21 protein-coding genes and 1 riboswitch are annotated in these 22,741 nt (G+C 43.1%); of the genes, 9 read left to right on the forward strand and 12 right to left on the reverse strand.

All coding sequences use genetic code 11. The features are described 5' to 3' along the window. Positions 1-22: 22 nt before the first annotated feature. From V7K42_RS09965 to V7K42_RS09990, 6 genes are all read right to left on the reverse strand, one after another. On the reverse strand, positions 23-1,165 hold the full coding sequence (locus V7K42_RS09965) for a cupin domain-containing protein (protein ID WP_334915738.1): 1,143 nt from the start codon (positions 1,163-1,165) through the stop codon (positions 23-25). Between the two features lie 4 nt (positions 1,166-1,169). Beyond that, on the reverse strand, positions 1,170-3,011 hold the full coding sequence (locus V7K42_RS09970) for a GMC family oxidoreductase (protein WP_334915740.1): 1,842 nt from the start codon (positions 3,009-3,011) through the stop codon (positions 1,170-1,172). Between the two features lie 23 nt (positions 3,012-3,034). Then, positions 3,035-4,108: a gluconate 2-dehydrogenase subunit 3 family protein gene (locus V7K42_RS09975; protein WP_334915742.1), complete on the reverse strand. Its 1,074-nt coding sequence runs from the start codon at positions 4,106-4,108 to the stop codon at positions 3,035-3,037. Positions 4,109-4,432: 324 nt separating this feature from the next. Continuing rightward, positions 4,433-5,431, reverse strand: a complete 999-nt coding sequence (locus V7K42_RS09980; protein ID WP_334915744.1) for a quinone oxidoreductase family protein — start codon at positions 5,429-5,431, stop codon at positions 4,433-4,435. Positions 5,432-5,587: 156 nt separating this feature from the next. Beyond that, positions 5,588-7,444, reverse strand: a complete 1,857-nt coding sequence (locus V7K42_RS09985; RefSeq protein ID WP_334915746.1) for an alpha-amylase family glycosyl hydrolase — start codon at positions 7,442-7,444, stop codon at positions 5,588-5,590. Between the two features lie 300 nt (positions 7,445-7,744). Continuing rightward, positions 7,745-8,932 carry a glycosyltransferase family 4 protein gene (locus tag V7K42_RS09990; RefSeq protein WP_334915748.1) on the reverse strand — a complete coding sequence of 396 codons (1,188 nt, stop codon included), beginning with the start codon at positions 8,930-8,932 and terminating at the stop codon, positions 7,745-7,747. A gap of 295 nt (positions 8,933-9,227) precedes the next feature. On the opposite strand from V7K42_RS09990, the gene V7K42_RS09995 reads away from it, so the two are divergent. Beyond that, complete coding sequence (locus V7K42_RS09995; RefSeq protein WP_334915750.1) at positions 9,228-10,298, forward strand: LOG family protein; 1,071 nt, start codon at positions 9,228-9,230, stop codon at positions 10,296-10,298. Positions 10,299-10,571: 273 nt separating this feature from the next. Here V7K42_RS09995 and V7K42_RS10000 read toward each other — a convergent pair whose 3' ends face one another. Together V7K42_RS10000 and V7K42_RS10005 are read right to left on the reverse strand one after the other, a co-directional pair. After that, positions 10,572-11,660 (reverse strand): nucleotidyltransferase domain-containing protein, encoded by a 1,089-nt coding sequence (locus V7K42_RS10000; RefSeq protein ID WP_334915752.1) that lies wholly within the window; start codon positions 11,658-11,660, stop codon positions 10,572-10,574. 175 nt (positions 11,661-11,835) lie between these two features. Next, a complete protein-coding gene (locus V7K42_RS10005; protein ID WP_334915754.1) occupies positions 11,836-12,069 on the reverse strand; it encodes a Nif11-like leader peptide family natural product precursor in 234 nt (77 codons plus the stop codon). A gap of 430 nt (positions 12,070-12,499) precedes the next feature. Between V7K42_RS10005 and rplU the strand changes: the two genes are divergently transcribed. The 7 genes from rplU (at position 12,500) to V7K42_RS10040 (ending at position 17,206) form a co-directional block, all read left to right on the forward strand. After that, positions 12,500-12,907 carry a 50S ribosomal protein L21 gene (gene rplU, locus V7K42_RS10010; protein WP_334915755.1) on the forward strand — a complete coding sequence of 136 codons (408 nt, stop codon included), beginning with the start codon at positions 12,500-12,502 and terminating at the stop codon, positions 12,905-12,907. 36 nt (positions 12,908-12,943) lie between these two features. Beyond that, a complete protein-coding gene (gene rpmA / locus V7K42_RS10015) occupies positions 12,944-13,240 on the forward strand; it encodes a 50S ribosomal protein L27 (RefSeq protein WP_069071599.1) in 297 nt (98 codons plus the stop codon). A gap of 591 nt (positions 13,241-13,831) precedes the next feature. Further along, on the forward strand, positions 13,832-14,215 hold the full coding sequence (locus tag V7K42_RS10020; protein WP_334915757.1) for a hypothetical protein: 384 nt from the start codon (positions 13,832-13,834) through the stop codon (positions 14,213-14,215). 227 nt (positions 14,216-14,442) lie between these two features. Next, a complete protein-coding gene (locus V7K42_RS10025) occupies positions 14,443-15,051 on the forward strand; it encodes a thioredoxin family protein (protein WP_334915759.1) in 609 nt (202 codons plus the stop codon). A gap of 5 nt (positions 15,052-15,056) precedes the next feature. Continuing rightward, positions 15,057-15,752: a cytochrome c biogenesis CcdA family protein gene (locus tag V7K42_RS10030; RefSeq protein WP_334915761.1), complete on the forward strand. Its 696-nt coding sequence runs from the start codon at positions 15,057-15,059 to the stop codon at positions 15,750-15,752. Positions 15,753-15,885: 133 nt separating this feature from the next. Continuing rightward, positions 15,886-16,482, forward strand: a complete 597-nt coding sequence (locus tag V7K42_RS10035) for a cytochrome b/b6 domain-containing protein (RefSeq protein WP_334915763.1) — start codon at positions 15,886-15,888, stop codon at positions 16,480-16,482. 7 nt (positions 16,483-16,489) lie between these two features. Continuing rightward, complete coding sequence (locus V7K42_RS10040; RefSeq protein WP_334915764.1) at positions 16,490-17,206, forward strand: molybdopterin-dependent oxidoreductase; 717 nt, start codon at positions 16,490-16,492, stop codon at positions 17,204-17,206. A 455-nt stretch (positions 17,207-17,661) separates the two neighbouring features. On the opposite strand, the gene V7K42_RS10045 is transcribed toward V7K42_RS10040, so the two are convergent. From V7K42_RS10045 to cobG, 3 genes are read right to left on the reverse strand one after another with little or no spacing between them, the layout of a single operon-like run. Then, positions 17,662-18,366 (reverse strand): precorrin-2 C(20)-methyltransferase, encoded by a 705-nt coding sequence (locus V7K42_RS10045; RefSeq protein WP_334915770.1) that lies wholly within the window; start codon positions 18,364-18,366, stop codon positions 17,662-17,664. 2 nt (positions 18,367-18,368) lie between these two features. After that, positions 18,369-18,995: a precorrin-8X methylmutase gene (locus V7K42_RS10050; RefSeq protein WP_094329569.1), complete on the reverse strand. Its 627-nt coding sequence runs from the start codon at positions 18,993-18,995 to the stop codon at positions 18,369-18,371. A gap of 59 nt (positions 18,996-19,054) precedes the next feature. Then, on the reverse strand, positions 19,055-20,578 hold the full coding sequence (gene cobG / locus V7K42_RS10055) for a precorrin-3B synthase (RefSeq protein WP_334915766.1): 1,524 nt from the start codon (positions 20,576-20,578) through the stop codon (positions 19,055-19,057). Between the two features lies 1 nt (position 20,579). Beyond that, positions 20,580-20,670, reverse strand: a riboswitch (adenosylcobalamin-variant (AdoCbl-variant) riboswitch). Positions 20,671-21,146: 476 nt separating this feature from the next. On the opposite strand from cobG, the gene V7K42_RS10060 reads away from it, so the two are divergent. Next, a complete protein-coding gene (locus V7K42_RS10060) occupies positions 21,147-21,560 on the forward strand; it encodes a thiol-disulfide oxidoreductase DCC family protein (protein WP_334915772.1) in 414 nt (137 codons plus the stop codon). 96 nt (positions 21,561-21,656) lie between these two features. On the opposite strand, the gene V7K42_RS10065 is transcribed toward V7K42_RS10060, so the two are convergent. Beyond that, complete coding sequence (locus tag V7K42_RS10065; protein ID WP_334915768.1) at positions 21,657-22,541, reverse strand: LysR family transcriptional regulator; 885 nt, start codon at positions 22,539-22,541, stop codon at positions 21,657-21,659. Between the last annotated feature and the right edge of the window lie 200 nt (positions 22,542-22,741).

Genomic DNA, 22,741 nt, shown 5'->3' on the forward strand with positions numbered 1-22,741 from the left:
TGTTCAGAATTAGGTACGGAAATTAAATTGTGTGATACAAGAAAGCAACGAACTTCAGGGGTTTTGTACCAGGGTTACGAATGCCATGCATCCCACCACTCTTGGTAAAAATGATGCTACCTGATTTCACCGGGAGTTCTTTAAATTCGCGGTTCCCCAGTCCCATAACTTGACGTTCTACAGTTGGGTATTTGTCTGTGGCTGGATCGTCACCGACACGCATATAAGCAATGCCTTCTCCTTCGGTGATGTAGTACAATTCTTCTGTACCAATATGTTGGTGAGTGCCTTCCACTTTGCCGGGAGGAATTGTCACTTCGTGAAAGAAGATGTTGGAACCGCCTAGTTCTCGTTGAACAATCCAGCGCATATCAATAATGTTGTCGTCTGCTCTGTCTGGATTGTCGCCATCCATCATTGCATTCCGATAGCGCACAGGCTGAATGTCTGGTGCTTGTAAGAACCAACCGCGTTGGAAGTTAATTAGGTAGTTTTGATCTGCAATCGTGTTTTGCTGTGAACTGGGGTCTTGAGTCCGGGGTTCTTGGTGCGATCGCGAATAGTCATTATCCCAACATGCATCAGCATCACTAATTTGGTAGCCAGTGGGTAAATTGCGATCGTTTTCACGAAATGCCAATTCGATCTGCTTTAGTGCTTTGATATCTCGCAAAGCTGGGTTAAATGCCTTGACCCGCGTAATTGGGCCATTGCGCCCCATTTGATCCAAAATTTGAAAATCATGGTAGCTGGTATTAGGAGCTTCTAAGGTTTCCCAAATTTCCACTTCGTAAGCATCAATCCACGGGCAATAGTGCAGCTTTACCCTGCTTTCTCCTTTATTGCTTTCATCTTCGGGTAACAACTTCACCCAAGCAATCACCCCACTACTGAGCAGCCGCTTTTTCTCGCGTACTTGCTCTACTAAACGACTGGATCTATATTCCAGTCGCAGAAAATTACTGATGAACTTTCCATCCAGATATACCTCTCCCTTCAGAGCATTGATCCCCAAGTAGCTGCGAACCTCTCGCACGTTGTAACGGTAACGGGGGCTGCGGGTAGCGTTGAGGTATTCGGCATGGTAAATGCGATCGGGAAAAAAGACAACTTTAAAAATCTCGTTCCACGGATTGGTTTGAATGTCGTTAAATGCTGGATCCATAAAGTTAAAGCCTCTTAAGTAATTCGTCAGCTACCCGAAAAGAATTGGCCTGAATTGTCAACGTGGGGTTTGCGCCTCCCGATGTCGGCATAAATGAGCCATCGGTGACGTAAAGGTTATCAAAGTCCCAAACTTTGCAATTGCGGTCTAGCACCGAATCTTTGCGGTCAGTACCAAACCTAGCTCCGCCAAGAATATGGTTAGCAATCCGTGCTAAGGCGTTTTCTGCCAGGTATACGCCACCTTGACCTTGAAATTCAAATTTGAATTCGCCTGGAACTGAATTACCACCTAGTTTCAAAACCTGGCCGCACATTTCTGCCAAGGTGTCCATGAGGTATCTGTCGTGGCTGTGCCATTCTTTGATGATGTGAGCCACAGGACGACCCCACTTATCTTTAATTGTGGGATGGAGTTCAATCCGATTGGTCTTCAGGGGTACTTGATTGGCCATAAAGCTGACGGATAAACCCCTACCCATGTTGTTGTCCAAAAAGTCCGTCAACCCTTGAGCCGCTAAATTGGTATCTTCGATGAAGCCTTTCCAAAGTGTGTCTAAATCCCGGCTACCGTGGGTACGTCCCAGAGAGATGGGCAAGGCTTGATCGGAAGTATTGTTGTAGATTGCCCCTCCAGCCCAAAGTCCTCTACTTTTAAGAAAGTCGTCAGTGGCGCAAGCATCGGTTGCCCAATCAGCATCAAGAGCTAAGGTTTTATCGCTGCGGGTGGGCATCAGGGCACTAGCACCTCCAAAACAGTGGGTAAGGAAGTATTTACCTAATAAATCATTTTGGTTGATGCGTTGATTGAATTCGGAACTCAGCTGTCCTGATAGCTTCAGCAACCGAATCGATTCAATGGCAGAACAAGCGACGATTACCAACTTTCCTTGAACAAACCGGGTTTTGCCGCTCGGATCGCGGTACACGACTCGGCTAACTTTCGATCCCTCACTTTCGAGATGGGTGACTACACAGTTTGTCCGAATTTCAAAATTTGGTTGGTTAGCGATCGGGCTAAGTAAAGATACCCAAGTACTTGATTTCACACCCAGAGGACAGCCAAAGCGGTTCACATAACTGGTTTTGATGGTTTCGGGATCTTTGGGAACTTTGCGTCCACTAGGTTGATGATCGCGGGTAATCACCGCCAGAGGTGTGCGGTAGGGCTTAATCGGCTGACCATTACCCAATTGTTCGCCTAGCTTGTCCATACCAAATTTCGCATAGTTGCTAATTGGGTTAGGTTCTAGGGGCGGTTGATAGCTATCTTTACTAAAAGGCTTCAGCTGGTTTTCGGCAGTGCCGTTAAGACCTACAAGGTATTCAGCTTTCACATAGTAAGGTTCTAGCTCGTCATAAGTTACAGGCCAATCACGCGCTTCTCTTTGCACATCCCCATTTGGGTCATTCTTTAAGTCTTTACGTCCAGCATTAAAGCTTTGTAGGCGTAAATCGGTAGGGGTGAACCGCAGGGAAACGCCACCATAAAGTTGAGTACCGCCGCCCACTACTTGGGCTGTATAACCTTCAATTGTGGCTCGATCTTGTCCGTTGGGATCGCGGTAGATATGTGGCTCGTCGTTAATATCTGGTTCGACGTGGCTAGAATAAAAGGCTTCGTTCTGATTCGCAACTCCAGGAACGCGGATACGCTTTTCTGGGCCATCAGCAAACAATTCATCGCGCTTAAAGTCACTTAACCCTTGAGGATTCTGATACTGGGGTCGAAATAGTGGGCCTTTTTCCAGAATTAGCACTGATTTCCCAGCCTTCACTAAAGTGTAGGCAATGGGGGAACCTCCAGCGCCACTACCAATAATCACTACATCAAATTCTGTTTGCATATATATTCTCCTGGGAAAATCAATTAGCCTCGATAATCGCTGTTAAGTCCAAGGGGTGCTTCTATCGCTCTGCGCCAATCAAATAAGGTTTTGCCGCTCTTATCTGTGAGCCTTTCTGATAGATAAGCCCAACCTGTTCCTCCCACATTTCCACCATATTTAGGATGAGAAAATGCACCTGTAAATGTGTGGCGGCGCAGTAATTGCAGGAAGAAAAGTGGTTCTTGATATTGTTGATAATTCCAACCGTTGACTTTGTTTGTAGCCATTTCGTCATACAGGTCGATGTACAACTCTTTAGAGACATCTTTTGGCTCAACGTAGGGATTGCGCTGCCGTAATATCCGGCTAATTTGACCTAAGCAAATTTTGTAATCAATTAAATGATGATTCTCTTCCCTAGCTAAAATGTTGTCAATAAAGTTTGCTGCTCCTACTGATTCATCTAGACGATAAGCATAGGCGTATTGCACCTGTTTATCTTGTTTACCCAAAAAATTGTAATAACGGTTCAAAAAGTTTTCTCCTTCCTTAGTTCGGAAAGGCAAAATATGATCTACTAATCGAGCTACAATGTCAAATTCCCAATCTTCAAAGTTTAACGGCTCAGTACACAATTGGGTAAAAAATCGTGACCATAATTGACCGTTATCAAGCTGGGTACGCTGAGGATTTACTGGGTCTATTATTGCCTGTCCATCGACGATAAATTTGTAGGTGTGAAATTGTCCTTTCGGTACGATAATCGATAGAGCATAATATCCTGTAGGTTCTCCAACGAAGTTGACTGGCTTGAGTGGAATTGGCTCATAAAGGTTGGCAAAAGTCCCAATCACAGCAACATTTTTGGGTGCTGTTGCTCCTGGTTGCTGATATACGAAAGTCACTACATTGGAAGAATAACTCTTAACAAAATCACTACCATCGCTGTAACTATCAATAATCGGAAATCGCCAAGGTTCAGCAATCCGAGACCGAGGATCGTTGTCAGTCAATTGCCCAAAGTTATGGCGAGGATCTGTATTATCTCTGGCGAGAAATTTAGTGCAGTGGTTTAGTACGTATTGGTCATCTGTTTGCAAGATTTCAATAGCCATTATTTTTCTCCTGATAGATAAATATCGACCAAATTCAATCACAACAAATAGCAGCAATTAGCATTTGAAAATCAATCCAAGCTTGCTTTGCTGGACTACACAAAAAGTTGTGTTTATGGAAACAATGATAACTTTAATCTTTCCGGAAAATTGACTAACAATTTCCGAAAAAATCCTTAAGTTTTATCAAAACAGAATTCAGGAGTCAGAATGAAGAATGTATTCTGTATGACTGACGGATAGCAAGTCTGCGAACGTCTGAATAAATGGGTTCAAGACTCCTAGTAAATCATAGATTTGCTGGTCTTTCTTCTGAATTCTTCTTCAACCGTGATATTCTGCATCAGGCACGAGGATAATTTTACCAAATGCCTGTTTTTCCTCAATTCGCTTGTGGGCAGCACTTGCTTTTTGTAGGGGCAAAACGGAGTCAATCACAGGTTGAAATATTCCGCTGGCGAAGTGTTGCAAAATTTGGTCGAAATCTTGCGGTTGAATCAGATCGAATGAACCGTGAATGCTGGCGTTTTTCATCAGTAGATCCATAACATTAATTTCTGCCACATCACCACTGAGAGTCCCAGCACAAACAATCCGTCCTTTGTTTGCCAGCATACTAATAGACGATCGCAATGTTGTCCGTCCTACTAAGTCAAGGACGAGGCTAGCGCCTTGTCCCTCGGTTATCTCTATCACCTGCTCTACTAAGTCAGGAGAGTGGCGATCGAGGACAAAATCGGCTCCCAGTTGGTGTAATCGCTCTGCCTTGTTTTTGTCACTGATGGCGATCGCTTGGGCATTCTGCCAACGAGCAATTTGAATTGCAGAGGTTCCTACTCCACTAGATGCTGCATGAATCACAATTCGCTCTGCCTGTTTTAGCACACCGTTATAAAATAGGGCAATCCAAGCAGTTGTGAAAGCTAAACCAATGCTGGCAGCATCAATATAACTCAGTCCATCGGGAATACGGTGGAGTTGGTTGGTTGGGAGGGTGGTGTATTCGGCATAAGCACCATTTCTTTCTCTTCCCAAGGCTTCAAAAGTGGCAACTATGCGATCGCCTATTTGCCAATCTCTTACCCCTGCACCCAATTCTACGATTTCCCCCGCTACATCCATACCCAAAATATGGGGCAAACTTTTTTGAATAAAAAACCTTCCTGAACGGTGAAATATATCTGTGTGATTTACCGTAGCAGCATGAACCTTGACTAAAACCTCATTGGCGATCGGTTTCGGTGTCGGAAAGGTTTCGTAGTGCAGGACTTCTGCATCTCCTCTTTCATGGATGACGATCGCTTTCATGACTGTATTCCTCACAGAACTTACGCAAAACTTTAGCCAGAACCCCTATTCTCAAGTAGGGACAATTTATCGTAATTCGTAATTTGTAATTCGTAATTCGTAATTACAAATTATGAATTACGAATTGTTTAAGAATTGCCCCAGAGCGTATGTAGTTTTGTGTAAGTCTTGTTATTGAGAGAGAATCAAGACGCTGTAAGGGCCAATACCAATATTGGCACGGAAGGGCATTCCATCAGAGTCATTGCGATCGGCAAAGGTGTCATAACCAAGATGGTTGCCAAAATCTGGGCTGTAGCCATTCCAGTCGCTATTAAATCTTACCTTCCAAGTTCCGCCACGAGGAAAGCCCAGACTATAGCTATCGTAGGAGCGATCGCCCATATTCACAATCACAACTACATCATCCCCTATCCCGCCGTTGTCCCAACGATGGAAAGCAATAACTTTGTCGTTATTATTGACATGATGTACATTTACATGCTGTCCCTGCAAACCTCTGGTATTGTTATTCCAGTTGCGGCGTAAACGAATTAGCGACTGATAAAGATTCCAAATACCACTAAATTTATCTTTCTTGCTCCAATCTAAAGTGCCAGAATCTTTCCAACTTCCCCATTCCAGAAATTCCTGACCTTGAAAAATCATCGGGATTCCAGGAGATGTAAAAACCAGAGCTGCTGCTAAGGTAGAACGTTTGCGGGCAAACCAACTATCTGCATTCCCACGCCAAATTGCTTCCGGGAGACGGACTTTGTGGTTAATATCCGCTACTTCATCATGGTTTTCGCTGTAGATAACTCGCTTCCAAGCATCAGTGTCAAACCTTTGCAAAATTGCGTCCCGAACGCTGTACATATTACGGGCGCTATCACTGGGAGCCACCACCGCTTCAAAAATCGGATAATAAAAGAAACTACCCCACTGAGAATCAAATCCGGCTCCCCCGGCTCCTGTACTACGGTTAATCCATTCGTTATTTTGCAAGTCTTCGGCAATGGTAATCTTCCACGGCATCTTGCTATTTATTTCATTGTTGATCCGTTGCATCAAACTCCAACCTTCAGGAATATCATTTGCCGGCTCGTTGTTTTTGCCGTAAATATTACGAATATTGACAGTGGAATCAAACCGTAAACCGTCTATGTGATATTCTTCCAGCCACATCAAAGCATTATCACGGATATATTGCCGCACTTCAGTCCGGCCGTAGTCTGGGCGAGGGCCAAAACCAGTTTGTACACGTTGATCGTTGTAGAAATAGATACCATCTCCGTTATTTTGATTCCAACCATCAAACCGTCGTAGAGAGTAATCTAGTTCTTTATCACCAAAATGGTTATAAACTACATCGAGAATGACGGCTATGCCAAATTCATGGGCTTTTTTGACAAAGTTTTTAAATTCACCAGGATCGCCATAATTACTTTCTATATCAAAGGGGAAAGCAGGGTTATAGCCAAGAGAGTATTCTCCTGGGAAACCAAAAATCGGCATCAGTTCAATGGCATTGATGCCTAAGTCTTTTAAAATGCCTAGTTTTTCGATAATTGAACCGAAATCTCCGGGCTTCTTCTCGGTTCTATTAAAAGAAGCTACATGCAACTCATAAATTACCAATTCATTCCAGGGTGGCATCTTGAAGGTATCGCTTCCCCAGTCAAACTTATCTGCGACAATTACACCATCTGCACCGTCATTGTCGAGGACATGTTTGCAGTAGGGATCGGTACGCCACCACACAGAATCAGCAGGAATGAAATCGCCTTGAATCACATAGCGGTACTTTTGACCTTCTTTAGCTTCAAGAACATCCACAGACCAGTGTCCATTGTTTTCAGAGGCTAGGGGATTTTCGGTTGTAGAGTTGTTATTAAAATCTCCAGCCACGTAAACTGCTGAAGCAAATGGCGCCCAAACCCGAAAGGTTGTTCCTCCTTCGTAGGGAATAGCCCCCATTCCAGTACGGGTAGAGGCTTTGATCGGAGACGTACCTGAGTTAACACTTAGTTCGGTTGAGATCGCCATAAATTAAATTTATCTCTAGGAGATGACTGAATAGTAAAGTTTGGCGTTGCTGATTCAGTTTGATTTCAAAACCTTTGTAGAGGTGTGAACTATCCTGTCTCTATCATCTGGATTGATACATACTGCAATTAAGCAACGCCAAAACCAGACTAAATTTGCACTGTTGAAGAAATTACAGCAGTGCCCATTGTGGATTTATCAACAGTTAATTAGGATTTTATGCAAGTTTAACCCAAATTTACGTTTATTCACTGACATTGGGGATACATAATGTCAGATATAAACAGTATACTTGATTGATTACCAAAGAATTTGCGATCGCTCCTGCACAACTCGCTCATACACTTTTTCAGTTTGCCTAGCTAATTTCGGCCAACTAAAGCGGCGCTCTAAATCCTCATAAGCGTTATCCACAAGCCATTGCCGATAACCTGGATTTTTCAAAACTTCCAAAATTCCCCAAGCTAAAGAATCGGGATTGTTCGCCCAAGTCACAATACCTGTTTTGGTATGTTGCACCACTTCTGGAAAACCACCAGTATCAGAAACCACTACAGGGACACGGGAAGCAAAGCTTTCTAAAGCGACAATCCCAAAGGGTTCGTAAAGGCTGGGAAACACGGCACAATCAGCGACAGTTTGGAATTTATCTAAGTAATCATCGGAGAGAAAACCGGTAAAATAGCAATGATCCCAAATTCCCAAATTCCAGGCTTGGCGCTTGAGATGGTCAGTATTCCCGCCACCAACGACGACAAATTTAACATTACCTCCCATTTGGTAAAGGATCTTGGGTGCAGCATTGAGTAATATCGGTACACCCTTTTCGTAGGTCATGCGACCAAGGTAATAAACGATTTTCTCATTATCTGTAGCAAATTGGCGGCGAAAATCCAATGCATGAAAATCTACGTGATGCTGTTTCTTTTCGGCTCGGATACCGTTATAAATGACATCGATTTTATCCCAAGGACTGTGTAATGCTCGTTCTATTTCTTGGCGCATATAATCGCTACAAACGATAATCCGCCAAGCGTTGAAAGCCAGGAAGTTTTCTTTACCATTTATATAGCCTTGGATGTCTGTGTGAATACCGTTATAACGTCCGTATTCTGTAGCGTGAATTGTAGCAACTAGTGGTATTTTGAGACTATGCTTGAGAGCGATCGCAGCATCTCCTACTAACCAATCATGGGCATGAATTAAATCAAACGGCCCTTCCTCTAAAATCAACTTACCACCGTGATCTCCCATACTCAGGTTGAGATTGACTACCCAGTGGAAAAAGTCGTTACTATGTGCCACTGGCACGCGATGTACCTTTACTCCCTCAACCACCTCATACATTGATGCCTCACCAAATTCAGCTGTAATCAGGTGGACTTCATGCCCTAGCTTTACCAGTTCTGGGTACAACTCCGCTACATGCCGTGCAATTCCCCCAACAATCCTGGGCGGAAACTCCCAACTCAGTACCAATATCTTCATCTGCTAGACTCCCCAACACTTTACAAATACCTAAAAAACTACATTCACCTAAAAATACAAGGGTGGCAAATGTAGTGAGTATGTTTACTAAAATTGTTAGATTTTTTAACTGTTATTTTGTTAAAGCTTATCAAATATCCAAATAAACAAACCACTCCAGACACAGAGAACATAGAGAGAAGAGCTTAAAGCGCTAAGTTCGGAGAGTTCTAACTCTACATCACAGGGTTATATCCCGCTTGCTAGAGTGTGAGCCATTCACGTAGAATATAATGCCATTGTTGCAGCAGTTCTCATGACTTCATCTGCGTCATTTGACACATTAGAGTCTTTACAGGCGGATATCGCTGAATTGATCGCTCGTTTACCGACATTAAAAAATCGGCAACTTATTCAGCAAGCACTTGCCACTATTATTCGTCTAGCTGATACCGAGATTGAGCGTCTTGACTGGAAAATCTTGTCGGCTGCATTAGCAGATATGGAACGCGGTTTCCAGTTGTTTTATGATTACCGACACGTTCGCAAAGTCACCATCTTCGGTTCTGCTCGTCTAGCACCAGATACACCAGAGTACCAAATGGCCCTTGAGTTTGCTCGTACTATTTCTCAATTAGGATTTATGGTGATGACCGGCGGCGGCGGTGGGATTATGCAGGCGGGTAACGAAGGCGCTGGGCGAGAAAATTCCTTTGGATTAAACATTCAGTTACCCTTTGAACAGGAAGCAAACCCTTTCATAGAGGGCGATCCCAAGCTAATTAACTTCAAATATTTCTTTACCCGCAAACTGTTTCTCCTCAAAGAAAGTGATGCTATAGCCTTATTTCCGGGAGGCTTTGGTACTCAAGATGAAGCTTTTGAATGTATGACATTAACCCAGAATGGTAAATTTGGCCCAGTACCTCTGGTTTTAATTGATCGCCCTGGTGGTGATTATTGGCGCTCTTGGAGCGAATATATTGATAAACAATTAATGCAAAATGGTCTTGTCAGTCGTGAAGACCCCAGCCTTTACACGGTAACAGATAACCTGGATGTCGCTTGTGATGCCATTACTCGTTTTTACCAGGTTTATCACTCCTGTCGCTATGTCAGCAATCAGTTAGTTATTCGCTTGAAGACAGATATATCAGATGCTCTTGTAAAGCAACTCAATGAAGATTTCAGTGACATTATTATTAAAGGACAGATTGAAAAAAGTCAGGCTTTACCTCAAGAAGCACAAGATGAAACTGCTGAACTACCTCGCCTCATTTTGTACTTCAATCAACGCGACTTGGGGCGCTTGTATCAGATGATTGCCACAATTAATCAGAAGGGTAATCCTTCACCAGAGAATGCAGCGCATCCAGAAAGGAAGTAGCTTTTAAGGAAAGGGAGAGAATTGGGAATTATTTTCCCTTTCCTAATTTTCAGGTTAAAAAATGTCAGAATCAAAGACTCCTAATTCCCAACACTTCAGAGGTTGAATGAACAAGTTTTTCACTGTGACTTTAGACACTTTTAGATCCCCCCTAACCCACGCCAGTCGCTCATGGGGGAAACCCCCAAGTGGAGCATGTGGCGTGGATTTAGGGGGATCTAGAACTTTTGATACCGACAAGAAGACTTTTCAAACATCCTCTCACTTTTTAATTTACCAATTCTGCATTTCTACCAATTCCATACACAACTCATTAATTTGCTCTAATTCAGGTTTATGAGGTAGAGCAGACTGTTCGTAAACAACTTCCATTTCAGCAACTAAATCTTCTGCCATTTTCATCACTTGCTCATAAGAATACTCACCTTTTAAAATAGCTTTTAAATCCTCAACATCACCAGCTATTCTTCTATCTACAATCACTTCACCTTGCCGCAATATTTCTACTCCACTGCGTAACAATCTAATGCAGTGCATCCCATGTTTAAGGTCAAAACCCGACTGTCTTTCCATTTGTGCCCTAGCTGGATTTCTATTTTCCTGCCAAGATAAGTAAGCTTTCCATTCTCTTAAAGCTATTTGATAACTTTGGCTTTTCTGAAGCAGACGGATAAAATCTTTACGGCTATTAGTTAAATTTTGAGTATATTCTAAAGTTTCATCAGGCAAAGCATATTGTTTTAACACTCCTTTAAAATCAATATCTGCTGTTAACAATTGGTATAATTGCTCTGCTTGTTCTAAAAACTCAATCCGTCCTCTGATTAAGTTATAAAGATACTCCAGAAAAGCATTTAGCTCATCTTTGCCCAGAGGTGCTTCGTCTTCTATGGCAAAGTCAGATGGTATTGGTTTTTTTTGCGGTGGCTTTAATAACCATTTACGATGAGTTTCCATCTTTTTGATTTGAGCAAAGGCATAACCAGTGTAAGTATGTTTTACCTTTTTGCTCAAAAATACCTGCTTATGATTAATTAAATGCTGTCCAACTGCGTTGACAAAAGGATAGTTATTTAACCAGAGCAATTCTAAAACATTGGGATTTGCACCCGCTAATAACTGGAGGATTTTTCTTAATTCATATATAACTGTGTCTTTGTTTCCATCAATGAATGGAAATATTCCTGGTTCATCCCAACCAGTGTCTTTTTGCTCTATGCGATCGAATCCCAAGTAGTATCTTTTGGGGGCGATAAATACTCCCCGATGATCAAAGTCTGAATCAGGGCGATTTAAGCCATAGCCGTGGCTACCCACCAAACCAATTAAAATGGTTCTTTGCTCAACTTCTATTCTTTCCATATCACCTGATTAAAATATAGCCATCCTAACTCATGAGTTAAGTAGGTGAGAAGATGGGAAGCAGAGTTGCTTAGTTTAATAAATACTCCTCAAGGAGATGATGCAACGGTATCCCTTGAGGAGCAAAACTTGTTAATTCAGTTGTTCCGATACTTTCAGTTTCCTAAAATAGAAATTATCTAGGATTAAGGTGCCGTCTAGTTCCCCATCCTGGATTAACGATCGCAGCTAAATCTTCTTCAGATAAATTGTTGATTTCATTTTCTAGTTCATCAACTGTAAAGTCATAGCCACGCTCTTTAGCAATCTTAACGAAGGCTTCTGGATCGGCTGTTGCTTTGAGTCTTTGCTGTAATGCTTGATCTTGTTTTACGGCTTGAAAAAGTCGGGTGGCATTTTGCTGTGTCATGAGAATCCATCTCCTGTCTTGAATATCAGGTTTGAATGTATGAATTTGATTTTTGTCTATTCACTAAATTCTGTAAAGAACTATTAGATTAAGCCTGTAAATTTAATCTTAAAACAAAGCAGAAAAATGTGTGGATATTGACAAGAAACTATAAGTTTGAATCTAAAATATTTCTACTAGTTTATAAAAGTCAGCCCTAAGATGGAAGCATTATTGAACCAATAAGCATGAATTCTGATTTTTGGTAAGCGATCGCCATCACGAATTTTGGTAAATAAAAGCTTGACTAACCACCTGTGAATAAAATAGGATATTAGGTTGTCTGTCTAATTCCTGCTCGGATCAGGTAGACATATTACAAAAGCTGGCAAAAGCCTCTCTACAGGAGATAAAAACCAGCTACCTGTACGGCAACCTCAAGGACAATTTAATGACCTACGCAATTATTGAAACTGGCGGCAAACAAATACGAGTAGAGCCAGGGCGGTTTTATGATATTGAACTGCTTCCTACCGAACCCGATGAAAAAGTTACAATAGACTCCGTATTACTCGTACAGCACGATGGCGAAGTCAGCATTGGCCAGCCACTAGTGACAGGTGCGACTGTAGAAGGGACTGTAATGCGACATTACAGAGGTCGTAAAGTCTTGGTATACAAGATGAAGCCGAAAAAGAAAACCCGCAAAAAGCGGGGGCATCGTCAAGAAATTACCAGACTGATGATTGACTCCATCACCCTTAACGGTGAAGTGTTTGTTGCCCAAGGAGAAACGGAGAAGGAAGTTCCCGTTGCAAATGACACTCCTGCTGAAGAAGTTGAAGTCGCTGCTGAATAATAAAAAGAAGTAGATACAAAAGAAAAAGAGGAAATCATGGCTCATAAGAAAGGAACAGGTAGTACACGTAACGGTCGTGATTCTAACGCTCAACGTTTGGGTGTCAAGCGTTATGGCGGTCAAGTTGTGCGTGCAGGAAACATTCTCGTGCGTCAGCGCGGTACTAAATTCCACCCTGGTAATAACGTCGGTATTGGTAGCGATGATACTCTGTTTGCCTTAATCGACGGTGTTGTAATGTTTGAAAGAAAAGGCAAAACCCGTAAAAAAGTTAGTGTTTATTTACCTATAACTGCTGTTGAGGCAGCCCCTGCTGAAGCAGTAGCAAGTTAGAGTGTAAGGGTGGGCAATGTTACCCACCCTAATCGCTAGTTAGCGCTGGCATGATGGTCAGATTTATATAGATTTCTAAAATTTTCTAAAAGTCGCTTTGTTTCTCTGTTGCCCATAAATTAGTATTAGGATTTAAAGCGCAGATATTCTTCACTAACAAAATATTACAAAAGAAAATTTGGTTGTGTAGCTTGCTGCCGTAGATATTTTATATCAAGTCTTAAGCGCCAATTTTTGCATGTTCTAAAATTCAGATAGCTCATGCACTTCAGCATGAGGTTTTGCTGAAATAATACATACCTAAATTAGGTTCTGCTTTGAACTACCATAAATACCTGAGAAAATGCTGAGAATTAACTGAATTTTCTCAAGGGATAAATTTATGAAAATCATGGCTTAGTTTCAATAAGCTCTCAGTCCTCATAGAGATACTTTGGATGTTCGGGATAAATCAAATGTCAGTACCAAAAGTTTGATGAAATCCTCTATAAAAAAAGCATCTTTTTTACCTCAACAGCCTTTAATAATGTGCTATAGCTTAATTTCCTTGAGTCAATCAATACAAAAAGAACTATCCAAAGGACGAAAAATATGAACTGGAAAATACTTTGTTTAATTGCTGGTTTAAGTTTAACCGCCAGTCTCACTGCTTGCTCTAGCAGTCCTGCAAGCAACAATCAAATTGCCCCTGAAGCCTCTCCTGCGATGAGCAAAGATAAAGCTGGCGATGCAATGGGCAAAGATGCAATGGGCAAAGATGCGATGGGGAAAGACAAAGCTGGCGGTGCGATGGGTAAAGATGCGATGGGGAAAGACAAAGCTGGCGGTGCTATGGGCAAAGATGCGATGGGGAAAGATAAAGCTGGCGGTGCGATGGGTAAAGATGCGATGGGTAAAGATAAGGCTGGTGGTGCGATGAGCAAAGACAAAGCTGGCGATGCTATGAAGCAATCCCCGGCTTCCACCAAGCCCTAGCCACAGCCTTGCATCTCACTTTTCTTGTAAGATTAGGGGCTGCTTATACCATTTCTATATAAAGCACGCATAGAAAGAACCCCACCGCCTGCGGCACCTCCCCAAGACATCGGGGAGGCTGGGAGGGGTAAAAATAATGTGCAGCTTCACAGAGAATTGGTATTACCAGGAAAATCTTAAGCCAATCCCTATACTTTGGCGCTTTGACATCAACAGGATAAATTCTGATGAATCACAACCTGCTTCACCGTCGTCAGTTACTTTTTTATATTGGCTTAGGGGTTGTCGGAATCGGTGCGGCTACAACACTTTCCAACTTCAGAAAAGTGAATGCCCCTTCTATATATCCGGCAACAAGTAATAATACGCAAGACTCGGAAACTATTGCAGTGAAAACTCCCGCAGGTAAGAGTTTTCCAGAATTTCAGGGTATTAGTCAGTGGCTTAATTCTACTCCTTTGGCGATCGCCGATCTCAAAGGCAGTGTTGTTTTGATCCAGTTTTGGACTTTTGCTTGTATTAACTGTCAGCGTACCCTGCCCTACATTACTAAATGGCATCGGCAGTATGAGGCGCAGGGACTCAAGGTGATTGGTATCCACACACCAGAGTTTGCTTTTGAGCGAGATCCAAACAATATAAAAAAGGCGTTACAAAAACACCAAATAACTTATCCGGTTCCAGTGGATAACGAATATAAAACTTGGAACGCCTACGAAAATCAGTATTGGCCCCATATGTTTTTAGCCGATCGCCAAGGTTTAATACAATATGACCATATTGGTGAAGGGGCATACGAAAAAATAGAGCAAACTATCCGCCAGCTATTGGGGTAGAAGCAATGATGACGACTTCTACTTTATCAATTAGTCTGGCTTTACTGGGGGGAGTTTTGAATGTCCTTTCACCCTGTGTTTTACCGATTTTGCCTGTGTTATTAGGCCGCTCGCTCCAATCCCATACTTACGGCCCAGTCGCGCTGGTGGGGGGATTAATCGCTGGTTTTGCACTGGCAGGTAGTTTAATCGGTGTAACATCAGCCTGGTTTACAGGTTTGGCTAATTTATTACGGAATGGCGCGATCGCACTTCTTTTATTTTTAGGATTACTCGCAATTTTCCCTACCTGGAGTTACCGAATATTTACTTATATTCCGGTCGGTAGTTGGGCTAAGAAACCCCCACGAATCGGACTTATGGGAGAGTTCTGGTTAGGGACTCAGTTGGGGCTTTTATGGACTCCCTGTGCTGGGCCAGTTTTGGGAGGAATTTTAGTCTTAGCGGCAGTTAATCATCAAGTCGCAGGTGCATTTTGGCTGCTGGTTGTTTATGGAATCGGAGCAGGTTTGCCTTTATTAGCGATCGCCTACGGTGGGCGAGCACTTAGTAAACAAATGCTCAATCTCCGCCCCCATAGTACCGTGTTGCAGCGTGTAGGTGGTGTTGCGATCGCAGCGACAGCAATTGCTATACTTCTCGGTTGGGATGTTCAGATACAACTTTGGTTGGCTCCATTCTTTCCTACTCAACCGATATAATTCGTAATTCGTAATTGAAGGACAGAGGAAATAGTTTTAGTTATAGAAAACAAAAAATGCGTACCATCTTTATTTTATACAAAATAGATTTATCCATGCAGTTTTAACTACGAATTACGAATTATGAATTATTATGATCTCATCTAAACGTAAATCCCGCTCAACACCAAATCAGACTTTCCTCTCAAAGACCTTTCACTGGATTAATATCATCAGTCTCATCTTGATGATTAGTAGCGGATTGCAAATATATAATGCTAATCCAGTATTTGGTGGGCGTGCAGGTTGGCAATTTCCTGACTTTTTCTTGCTGGGAGGTTGGCTAGGGGGTGGCAGAAACTGGCATTTTGCTGCTATGTGGCTATTTTCGCTAAACTTACTTTGGTATGGAATCTATATCTTTGTAACTCGTCGTTGGCAGCGTCGCTTTGCCGATGGCGGTGATTTAAAAGCATTGCAAGTCAGCCAGAACCCAAAGCGCAAAAATTACGCATGGCATCGGCTAGTTTATACTGCTATCATTCCCGTGTTGCTGCTGGCAATCTTGAGTGGTCTGGCGATGTACAAACCTGCCCAACTGCATTGGCTTTCGGGGCTGTTTGGTAGTTGGCAAACTCTCCGCACTGTTCACTTTATTACTGTTCCTACAGTCATACTGTTTACAATTGCTCATTCCTTACTTGCCCTGAAGGTAGGAAGCATCCGTCTAGTTAAGTCTATGTTCCTGTAGAGGTCTTATGAGTCTGATTCTTCCCAAACGCACCCTATCCCGTCGTCGATTACTGCAAGTATCTGGACTTTCAGGGGTAGGCTTTCTTTTAGGTGGTTGTGGGACAAATTTGTTCTCAGATAATCTGCGGCAAATATCTGAGCCAATAAACCAACGTCTGGAAGCACTCCTGTTAAGTCAGAAACCAGTTCCAGAATTTGCTGTAAGTGCCATAGAAACAGACAAATTGCTGGTTAATACCTTTGACTTCACGCCGCAAATCGATCCGGCACAGTTTCGCCTGAAGATTGATGGCGAGGTTAGCAACCCGATGCAATTGAGTATGGCAGATATTGAAAAACTTCCCTTAACTTCAATGGTAATTCGCCATGTCTGTGTTGAAGGCTGGGCTGCGATCGTTCAATGGGGAGGTGTGCGATTGCGAGACTTGGTAGCGCTGGTACAGCCTAAGTCAAATGTCCGCTATGTCTACTTTAAATCTGCTGATGGCTATTATGAAAGCTGGGATCTTGCCTCTGCTGTCCATCCGCAAACCCTGATGGCTTATCAAAAGAATGGACAACCTTTATCAGTTGATAATGGTGCGCCTATGCGTCTAGCATCCCCAGTTAAACTGGGCTACAAACAAAGCAAGTGGGTAACTCAAATTACATTTGTCAGCAATTTGTTACCTCTTAAAGGTTATTGGGAGGATCAAGGATATGAGTGGTTTGCAGGGCTATGACCCGCATTTCTCACAAGCTTGAGGGGAAGGATGGGCAGAGGGGCAGGGGAGGCAGGGGAGGCAGGGGAAGCAGGGGAGGCAGGGGAAGCAGGGGAGGCAGGGGAGGCAGGGGAAGAAAAAACTAATACTCGCATTTCTCACAAGCTTGAGGCGAAGGATGGGCAGAGGGGCAGGGGAGGCAGGGGAAGCAGGGGAAGCAAGGGAAGAAAAAACTAATACTCGCATTTCTCACAAGCTTGAGGGGAAGGATGGGCAGAGGGGAAAGAACTTGGTATTTGAACTCTCCTCTGCTCCTCTGCTCCTCTGCTCCTCTGCTCCCCCTGCTCCCCCTGCTCCCCCTGCCTCCCCTGCCTCCCCTGCCTCCCCTGCTCCCCTGCTCCCCTGCCTCCCCTGCACAAGGTTTTAAGAGATGTGGTGAGAAATCCGGGTATGAGGGAGCAGGGGAGCAGAAAATTTTACAATCGATTCTTAGTTGGGATTACAATCATTGAGAAATAGGGTACTTTATCTGGATCGACTTCATCCAGGGGTATAATTCGTTGCTGTGACGTTGATGCCCGCTCAATATATCTTGCTCGTGATGCTAGCCCTAATTTATGCAGAATATCCCGTACTTTGGTAAAGTGACGACCTAGTTTCATAATTGCTGCTGCATCAGTTATCAACAGATGTGTAGTTAGTTCTTCTGCTGGCAATGGGGCGGGTAAGACTGTGAGAATATCGGTGTAGTAAGTGAAAGGTACACCCAAAGCTCCCGGACAAGCCATCAGCGAGGAAACTCCGGGGACAACTTCTGTTTGGTACTGGTCAGATAATCGTGTGAACAGGTACATGAACGAGCCATAGAAAAATGGATCGCCCTCGCACAACACCACCACATCTCGACCTGCTGCTAAATGTTCGGCGATTGGTTCAATTTCTTTATCGTAAATAGACTTGGCCTTTTCTGGTTCCAAAGCGCGGGGGAGATGAAATAACACCTCGATTTGATTACCAGGAAGATATTGCGCCACGATCGCTCTAGCAATACTTTCTTTACCTATGGCTGATTGATAAGCTACTACAGGAGCCGCACGTAACAGCCGCAGCGCTTTCAAAGTTAATAGTTCTGGATCGCCTGGGCCAACACCTATTCCATAGAGACGACCTTTAGGTTTCATATTCATTCTTCCTCCGTTGCCAGGGCGTTAACTGCTGCTGCTGCGATCGCACTTCCACCGCGCCGACCATGTAAGGTTAAAAATGGTACATTTCTGCTATCTGCCGCCAATGCTGCTTTCGATTCGGCTGCACCGACAAATCCAACTGGGAAGCCTAAAATAATCGCAGGTTTAGTAGCTCCTTCATCGAGCATTTCTAACAGTCTAAATAGTGCTGTGGGTGCATTCCCAATTGCGATTACCGATCCCTCCAGGTGCGATCGCCATAATTCCAAAGCTGCCGCCGACCTTGTAGTACCCATCTTTTTAGCAATTTCTGGCACTTCCGGCTCGTTGAGGGTACAGATAACTTGATTGTTTGCAGATAACCGTCGTCTGGTAACGCCATCGGCAACCATCCGGCAATCGCATAGAATTGGCGCTCCCTCTGCTAGGGCTGCCCTTGCAGATTGTACTGCTGTTGGTGAATATCCCAAGTCAGTAACAATATCCGTCATCCCACAGGCATGAATGAGACGCACAGCAACTTTCGCTACATCTGGTGGCAGTACATCTAAATTCGCTTCTGACCGGATGATTGCAAAAGAATTACGGTAAATTTCGTTGGCATCTCGGATGTAGTCGGGCATTCGATTTGGGATTTTAGATTTTGGATTGACTTGAGAAGGGAACCTAAGTGTTTATTGAATCAGAGTTGTAATTGAGCGATCGCACATCTATTGCTAAATTCCCCAAAAGATTCATTGGGATTTAAACGTTGAATTTTATATACATATAGCATCCGCTCTATTAATGCAGGTAGTTCGGTAAAAGTCACATATTGATATATTTCCCGTCCAAATTTCTGCTTGCCGTCACCAACATAAACGTGATAGCCTTCTACAATTCCACCGTCAGCCTCAAAGTTGACACCGAGCAGAGTAATATCACTCTTGCTATGGTGGGCGCAGGATTTTTCGCAGCCACTGAAGTGGATATTAACTGGGCAATCCAGAGTAAGGCGAGTTTCCAGATACTCAGCTAATGCCAACGCATGACTTTTAGTGTCCGTAGCAGAAGAAGCACAACCCCTGTTTCCCGAACAGGCAACCAATGCACTCTTGATGTTAGTTGCAGAGAAATCTAATCCTAAAAAAGCAATTTCACTTTGGACATCATCAACCCATTGCTGAGGAATGTCTGCAATCAGCAAATTTTGCCAGGGAGTTAACCGAAGAGTGCCGCTACCATATTTTGCTGCCAAATCTGCTAAACCCTTCATTTGTGTACTTTCCAATCGTCCCAGAGGTAATACGATACCAATATAAAATAAGCCTCGCTGACGTTGGGGATGGATACCAATATGCTGATACTTGCCCTCTCCTTGCAAAATAGTAGAGAATTCCTTTAGGGGTTGGGGGGTTAAGTATTTTCCCGTTTCACCGTCCAAAAGCGGGAAAGGTAAACGTTGCTGAACTTCTTGGAGATAATTTTCACAACCCAAAGTGTTTAATAACTCTAAGAGACGTAGCCGACGCTTATTTGTAGTATTAGTATAAACTAGATAGACCTCTGCCAAAGCTGCCAAGACAGGTAAACATTGCTGTGGTGTTAACAAAATTCCCATATCGCTAGGCGGTTGGCCCTTTGCGCCGACACTGAGATAAAGGCGGAAGTAAACATCAGCATTGACTAAGACAGCAGCAAATAGAATATCATTTAAGCGATCGCACACGCGAATTATTCCACCACCATCAAAGCAAACGCTAAATTTTGCCGATAGTCCTGAAAGCGCTGGATGTGCGGTAATATAATTATCCCAATCTTCGACAAAAGGGCGAGTGTCGATTAATTCTTGCGGATCGATACCAGCAGTTGGGCTGGTCATAATATTACGGATATGGTCTACAACAGAATTGTGAGAACCCAATCCCATAAGCTGTAAGTGCTTCAAAACCTCGGCATTTATCCCCGTGCGGATTTCGCGGACTTGTAGGTTAGCTCGATTAGTCACATCCACATAGCCGCCACCGGACTGTTCTGCTATGTCTGCGATCGCATGGCACTGCTGAGTACTAATAATTCCACCTGGTATTCTAATGCGAGATAATATCCCATCGGCGGCGGGTGTAGTATAAAACAAGCCAGGACAAGTGGCAAATCCAGAAAGCAAATTTAGAACTCCTTCCCCGTGCGACGCAGGGAGTAGACGGTGATTGTGTCTTGATGACATCTTGAAAGTTGGCATTCTGACTTGGGCGATCCCATCACAGCTGCGGCACAGTCCCGGAATTTCACCGGAGTTTCCCAACTCCAAGCTTTAATAATTTAGCACGAGAAGGTAGTTAGAAAATTTAACACTTCAGAATTAGGACTAGTATTTGATTTTTGAAATATGTGTAGTGGCGCGGTAAGGGTAAAATGTTGCAATAGATTTTAGAGAAAATTGAGATATGGCAAGGGACTGGGGACTGGGTGAAAAGTCTTTTTGTGTCTAAATTTCATCATCTGTTGATGTCCTAACCACCAAGGCTTGTGCTATAAATCAGTATTTTCTGCTTTGTCGCTAATCCACAACTTTATGCCAGGTACACTACGCTAACGCACCATCCCAAGCTGATGGTGCGTTACGACGTTCCGTCTAACGAACCCTACAGACACTTTCAAAAATCTTAAGTATATGAAGATGAATCGTATTACTTTAGTGAGGCAAGAGCGATCGCTACGGTTTTCTAAGCTAGAATACCAAAGTTGTGTTTAAACAGATCCGACAACTCAATTGCCAAAAAGCTGTTATTTCCATGAACTACTACGTAATCTACGACGGAAATTGTAATCTCTGCGTTCCTTTAGTGCAATTGCTAGAAACCTTAGACAAGGGAAAGTTATTTCGCTACACTCCCATGCAAGATGAACAGACACTTTTACAGTGGGGAATTACAGCCCAAGATTGCGAACAGGGAATAATTTTAATTGATGGCAATGAACCTCAAAGACGTTGGCAAGGCAGTAATGCCGCAGAAGAAATTGGGCGGTTATTGCCAGTAGGAAGTATATTTGTAGATGCTTATCGAGCCTTACCGGGGATGAAATGGGCAGGCGATCGCTTTTACGAACAAATCCGCGATAATCGTTACGCCATATTTGGTAAGCGTTCTAGTACTTATGAATCGGGATACTGTGCTGATGGAAACTGCAAGGAATCCAAGAGTTAGTTATTAAACACGATCGCAATGCTTCTATAAGTAGTTGGACAAAAATATTTACCATATTCTTGTAAGCGTTAGGCGATCGCTTTTTTAACTGATTAATTAACCACAGACACTTCTCACGATTTGTAAAAACTCCCGTAAAACAGGTGTCATATCCTCTTGTCGCCACACTACAGCCGTTTTTACTAATGGTGTTTTTTCTTCTAAAGTGCGATAAACTACACCAGCCCTTTGAAGATTTTGCAAAGAAGACGGTACGATCGCAATCCCCATTCCTGCTGACACTAGCCCGACAATTGTCTGCATTTGGATTGCTTCTTGAGTCACTTTTGGGCTGAAACTCCCTTGCTGACAAAGACTCAGAATTTGATCGTAAAGTCCGGGGCCCAAATGGCGAGGGAACATAATAAAATTTTCTCTCAAGAGCGATCGCACTGAAATATTTTCTTGTCTGGCTAAGAAATGAGTTTCTAGCAAAGCTACAATTAGTCCTTCTTGCTGAATGCATTCTTGATTGAAAGTATTGTCTTCTAAAGGTGGATGGGCAAAACCTACATGGATGCGGCGATTGAATAGCGCTTGTTCTTGCTGAGTTGTCGTTAATTCTTGCAATACTAGCTCTACCTCTGGAAACTGTTCTCGAAACCGCCGCAAAATCACAGGCAGCAAATCGTAAGTTACTAAGCTGGTGAAACCTACTCGTAGTTGTCCTTTCTCACCCCTACCTGTCCGTTGAGTCAGATCAATTGCCTTAGATAGTTGAGCGAACAATTGATAAGCTTCTTGCAAAAATACTTGTCCGGCTTCCGTTAGCTGTACCTGGCGTTTGGTTTTGCGTTGAAAAAGTTCTACCCCAAGGGATGCTTCTAGCTGCTGAATTTGTTGGCTTAAGGGCGGTTGAGCGATGTGAAGTCGCTCTGAGGCTCTAGTAAAGTGTAGTTCCTCAGCTACAGCAATGAAGTAGCGCAGGTGTCGCAGTTCCATAGTTTTGATATTTTATAAGTCTCAAATACTCATAAATATATATTGGACATGTCAAAAATTGCTATCTATGATACTCATACATGGAAGTCAGAGGATGATGTAACTATGTCGGAGAATTTAAGAAGCCAAGTTGTGACGCAAGGGGTGCAGCGATCGCCAAATCGAGCTATGCTGCGGGCAGTTGGTTTTAAAGATGAAGA

Source organism: Nostoc sp. (assembly GCF_036917455.1).
Taxonomy (GTDB): Bacteria; Cyanobacteriota; Cyanobacteriia; order Cyanobacteriales; family Nostocaceae; genus Nostoc.

What these genes read in the sequence shown, in the direction of transcription:
- V7K42_RS09965 (WP_334915738.1), bottom strand. Translation starts at nt 1,165, where the DNA reads ATGGATCCAGCATTTAACGACATTCAAACCAATCCGTGGAACGAGATT.
- V7K42_RS09970 (WP_334915740.1), bottom strand. Translation starts at nt 3,011, where the DNA reads ATGCAAACAGAATTTGATGTAGTGATTATTGGTAGTGGCGCTGGAGGT.
- V7K42_RS09975 (WP_334915742.1), bottom strand. Translation starts at nt 4,108, where the DNA reads ATGGCTATTGAAATCTTGCAAACAGATGACCAATACGTACTAAACCAC.
- V7K42_RS09985 (WP_334915746.1), bottom strand. Translation starts at nt 7,444, where the DNA reads ATGGCGATCTCAACCGAACTAAGTGTTAACTCAGGTACGTCTCCGATC.
- V7K42_RS09990 (WP_334915748.1), bottom strand. Translation starts at nt 8,932, where the DNA reads ATGAAGATATTGGTACTGAGTTGGGAGTTTCCGCCCAGGATTGTTGGG.
- V7K42_RS09995 (WP_334915750.1), top strand. Translation starts at nt 9,228, where the DNA reads ATGACTTCATCTGCGTCATTTGACACATTAGAGTCTTTACAGGCGGAT.
- V7K42_RS10000 (WP_334915752.1), bottom strand. Translation starts at nt 11,660, where the DNA reads ATGGAAAGAATAGAAGTTGAGCAAAGAACCATTTTAATTGGTTTGGTG.
- V7K42_RS10005 (WP_334915754.1), bottom strand. Translation starts at nt 12,069, where the DNA reads ATGACACAGCAAAATGCCACCCGACTTTTTCAAGCCGTAAAACAAGAT.
- rplU (WP_334915755.1), top strand. Translation starts at nt 12,500, where the DNA reads ATGACCTACGCAATTATTGAAACTGGCGGCAAACAAATACGAGTAGAG.
- rpmA (WP_069071599.1), top strand. Translation starts at nt 12,944, where the DNA reads ATGGCTCATAAGAAAGGAACAGGTAGTACACGTAACGGTCGTGATTCT.
- V7K42_RS10020 (WP_334915757.1), top strand. Translation starts at nt 13,832, where the DNA reads ATGAACTGGAAAATACTTTGTTTAATTGCTGGTTTAAGTTTAACCGCC.
- V7K42_RS10025 (WP_334915759.1), top strand. Translation starts at nt 14,443, where the DNA reads ATGAATCACAACCTGCTTCACCGTCGTCAGTTACTTTTTTATATTGGC.
- V7K42_RS10030 (WP_334915761.1), top strand. Translation starts at nt 15,057, where the DNA reads ATGATGACGACTTCTACTTTATCAATTAGTCTGGCTTTACTGGGGGGA.
- V7K42_RS10035 (WP_334915763.1), top strand. Translation starts at nt 15,886, where the DNA reads ATGATCTCATCTAAACGTAAATCCCGCTCAACACCAAATCAGACTTTC.
- V7K42_RS10040 (WP_334915764.1), top strand. Translation starts at nt 16,490, where the DNA reads ATGAGTCTGATTCTTCCCAAACGCACCCTATCCCGTCGTCGATTACTG.
- V7K42_RS10045 (WP_334915770.1), bottom strand. Translation starts at nt 18,366, where the DNA reads ATGAAACCTAAAGGTCGTCTCTATGGAATAGGTGTTGGCCCAGGCGAT.
- V7K42_RS10050 (WP_094329569.1), bottom strand. Translation starts at nt 18,995, where the DNA reads ATGCCCGACTACATCCGAGATGCCAACGAAATTTACCGTAATTCTTTT.
- cobG (WP_334915766.1), bottom strand. Translation starts at nt 20,578, where the DNA reads ATGTCATCAAGACACAATCACCGTCTACTCCCTGCGTCGCACGGGGAA.
- V7K42_RS10060 (WP_334915772.1), top strand. Translation starts at nt 21,147, where the DNA reads ATGAACTACTACGTAATCTACGACGGAAATTGTAATCTCTGCGTTCCT.
- V7K42_RS10065 (WP_334915768.1), bottom strand. Translation starts at nt 22,541, where the DNA reads ATGGAACTGCGACACCTGCGCTACTTCATTGCTGTAGCTGAGGAACTA.